3 protein-coding genes are annotated in these 1,522 nt (G+C 40.6%); all 3 read left to right on the top strand.

The genetic code is table 11. From position 1 onward, the window contains the following. Positions 1 to 183: hypothetical protein (locus tag QVP90_RS15615; protein ID WP_288204787.1), on the top strand; the 183-nt coding region annotated here is incomplete at its 5' end. Positions 184 to 204: 21 nt separating this feature from the next. Then, positions 205 to 795 (top strand): V-type ATP synthase subunit E family protein, encoded by a 591-nt coding sequence (locus QVP90_RS15610; protein ID WP_005931169.1) that lies wholly within the window; start codon positions 205 to 207, stop codon positions 793 to 795. An 11-nt stretch (positions 796 to 806) separates the two neighbouring features. After that, the coding region (locus QVP90_RS15605) for a DUF2764 family protein (RefSeq protein WP_288204786.1) at positions 807 to 1,522 on the top strand (716 nt) is incomplete at its 3' end.

Genomic DNA, 1,522 nt, shown 5'->3' with positions numbered 1-1,522 from the left:
GCGCAGCCTGCTTCTCACATCTCAATTCTCACATTTCCTTTTTTTTATTCTCCCTTTTCCTTTCTTTTTGACTATTCTTTTGCTCTTATTGAACAGTTTTCTTCTTGTTTTCCCTTTTTTTATAAGATTGATTTTCGTACTTTTGGCAAAAATCTAATTGAAGCAATAGATATTATAATATAAACTTCTAAATAGTCCGTGAATATGGAAAACAAAATTCAAGAGTTGACCGATAAGATTTATCGTGAAGGCGTAGAAAAAGGTAACGCAGAAGCCCAACGTCTTATCGCAAATGCTCAGGAAGAAGCGAAAAAGATTGTCGAAGATGCTCATAAAGAAGCGGAATCGATTATCGCCACCTCTCGTAAGTCTGCCGACGAAATGGCAGAGAATACTAAATCGGAGTTAAAATTATTTGCCGGTCAAGCTGTCAATGCTTTGAAATCGGAGATTGCTACCATGGTGACCGACAAGATTGTGACGGCTCCCGTGAAGGAATTTGCGCAGAATAAGGACTTCTTGAATGCTTTTATTGTAGCGTTGGCTACCAAATGGAGCGTAGACGAACCGATTGTTATTTCGACTGCGGATGCAGAGTCTTTGAAAAAATACTTTGCTGCCAATGCGAAAGCTCTGTTAGATAAAGGTGTAAAGATAGAACAGGTGAATGGTATCAAAACGCTGTTCTCCGTTTCTCCGGCAGACGGTTCGTATAAAGTGAACTTCGGGGAAGAAGAATTTATGAACTACTTCAAAGAGTTCCTGCGTCCTCAGTTGGTAGAAATGCTATTCTAAAGAGAACCATTATGAGTAAATACTATTACTTGGTAGCCGGTTTGCCCGAACTCACTCTTGAGGATAGCAAACTGAGTTATACAGTAGCCGATTTTAAAACAGAAATTTATCCCGGGCTTTCTTCTTCAGACCAGAAGCTGATCGATCTGTTCTATCTGAAATTCGATAATGCCAATGTCTTGAAATTACTGAAAGACAAAGATGCAGTTATCGATTTGCGTGGAAACTTCTCCGCAGCAGAACTGAATGAGTACATCGCTACTATCAAAGAAGGCGGTGAAGTCAGCGCTAAAGAATTTCCTTCTTACCTATCCGTTTTTATTTCCGATTATTTCAATACACCAGCCGAAAGTGCGGTGCTCCACGAAGACCATTTGGCAGCCCTGTATTATGAGTATGCCATGAAATGTGGAAATAAGTTCGTCTCTTCCTGGTTTGAGTTCAATCTGACGATTAATAATATTCTGATTGCGTTTTCTGCTCGTAAATATAAATGGGACGTCGCTCAGAATGTGGTAGGCAACACGGAAGTGTGCGAAGCATTGCGTACATCCGGAGCCCGCGATTTCGGACTTTCCGGTGAAGTGGATTGTTTGGAACAATTGATGAAAATCAGCGAAATAACCGAATTGGTGGAGCGTGAGAAGAAACTCGATTCATTGCGTTGGAACTGGATGGAAGAAGCGACGTTCTTCGATTACTTTACGGTAGAGCGTATTTTTGCATT

Source organism: Bacteroides sp. CAG:189, assembly GCF_000432295.1.
GTDB classification, from domain to species: domain Bacteria; phylum Bacteroidota; class Bacteroidia; order Bacteroidales; family Bacteroidaceae; genus Bacteroides; species Bacteroides salyersiae.
The sequence above is the reverse complement of the archived record's forward strand: the minus strand, read 5'-3'. Positions and strand labels throughout refer to the sequence as shown.

Bases quoted from the DNA above. Each gene is read 5' to 3' on its own strand.
- QVP90_RS15610 (WP_005931169.1), top strand. From the start codon at position 205: ATGGAAAACAAAATTCAAGAGTTGACCGATAAGATTTATCGTGAAGGC.